The following is a 1,338-nucleotide window of genomic DNA, read 5'->3' as shown; positions in this document are numbered from 1 at the left end:
CCCGCCGAGGCCGAGCCGGGCGAGCGGCAGCATCCGGGCCATCGCGCCGCCGCCGGGCCCGATGACGATCCCGGAGCGGGCGAAGGCCACGGAGGCCCCGGCCTGCGCCGCCGGAGCCGTCGAGGCCTCCCACGCCCGGACGACCTCGGTCGTGAAGCCCTCGCCGGGCGGGCTGTCCTCGGTCAGCTCCTCCTCGCCGCGGTTGCCGTAGTAGCCGATCGCGCTACCGCTGACGAGCCGGGTCGTCCCGCCGGCCTCCGCGACGGCCGTCGCGACCGCGTGGGTCGCGTCGACGCGGCTGGAGATGATCTCGCGTCGGTATGCGGGGGTCCACCGCTTGTCGCCGATGCCGGCCCCGGCGAGGTTGACGACGGCGTCGACGCCGTCGAGGACGGACGGGTCGAGCCGGCGGGACGCAGGATCCCAACGGACTTCGCCGGGCGCGGCGGGCTCCCGGCGGACGAGACGGATGACCGTGTCGCCCCGGGTCGTCAGGTGCCCGACGAGAGCCTCGCCGATGAAGCCCGACGACCCGGTGACGACGACGGTCGCCACGTCACAGGCCCAGCTGCGCCTCGAACGCCCCTTCCTCGAGCCGCGTCTTGACCGTCGTGAGGAACCGTGCCGCGTCGGCGCCGTCGACGATGCGATGGTCGTAGGACAGGGCGAGGTAGGCCATCGAGCGGATGGCGATCGTCTCCCCGCCCTCGCCGTCGCTCACGACGACCGGACGCTTGACGACCGCGCCGGTGCCGAGGATCGCGACCTGGGGCTGGTTGATGATCGGCGTGTCGAAGAGGGCCCCCCGGGACCCGGTGTTCGTCAGGGTGAACGTGCCGCCGCCGAGCTCGTCGGGGGTGATCTTGTTCGTCCGCGTCCGCTCGGCGAGGTCGGCGATCTTGCGGGAGAGGCCGGCGATGTTGAGGTCGCCCGCTTCCCGGATGACGGGGACGAGGAGCCCCCGCTCGGTGTCGACGGCGATGCCGAGGTGCTCGGCGCCGTGATAGGTGATCTGAGTGTCCTCGACGCTCGCGTTGACGACGGGGTGCGCCTTGAGCGCCTCGACGGTCGCGAGGGCGAAGAACGGCAGGAAGCTCAGCTTCACGCCCTCGCGCCGCTCGAACTCGCCCTTGGCTCGGGCCCGCAGCCGGGCGATCTTCGTGACGTCGACCTCGACGACCGTCGTCAGCTGGGCGGAGACCTGGAGGCTCTCCACCATCCGCTTGGCGATCGTCTGGCGCAGCCGCGACATCTTCTCCGTCGTCCCGCGGCGGGCGTCGGGCGCCGCAGCGGGGGCGGACGGAGCCGCGGGAGCCGACGGCGCGGACGCGGCGGGTG

The 1,338-nt window shown here is 73.5% G+C and carries 2 protein-coding genes; both read right to left on the bottom strand.

Going from position 1 to position 1,338, the window contains the following annotated elements; genetic code table 11:
* Positions 1-555: NAD-dependent epimerase/dehydratase family protein (locus BN12_RS21745; RefSeq protein ID WP_048555632.1), on the bottom strand; the 555-nt coding region annotated here is incomplete at its 3' end.
* A gap of 1 nt (position 556) precedes the next feature.
* Positions 557-1,338 (bottom strand): 2-oxo acid dehydrogenase subunit E2 (locus BN12_RS21740; RefSeq protein WP_048555631.1); only part of this gene is annotated, 782 nt, incomplete at its 5' end.

The organism is Nostocoides japonicum T1-X7 (assembly GCF_001046855.1).
Taxonomy (GTDB): Bacteria; Actinomycetota; Actinomycetes; order Actinomycetales; family Dermatophilaceae; genus Nostocoides; species Nostocoides japonicum.
The sequence above is the reverse complement of the archived record's forward strand: the minus strand, read 5'-3'. Positions and strand labels throughout refer to the sequence as shown.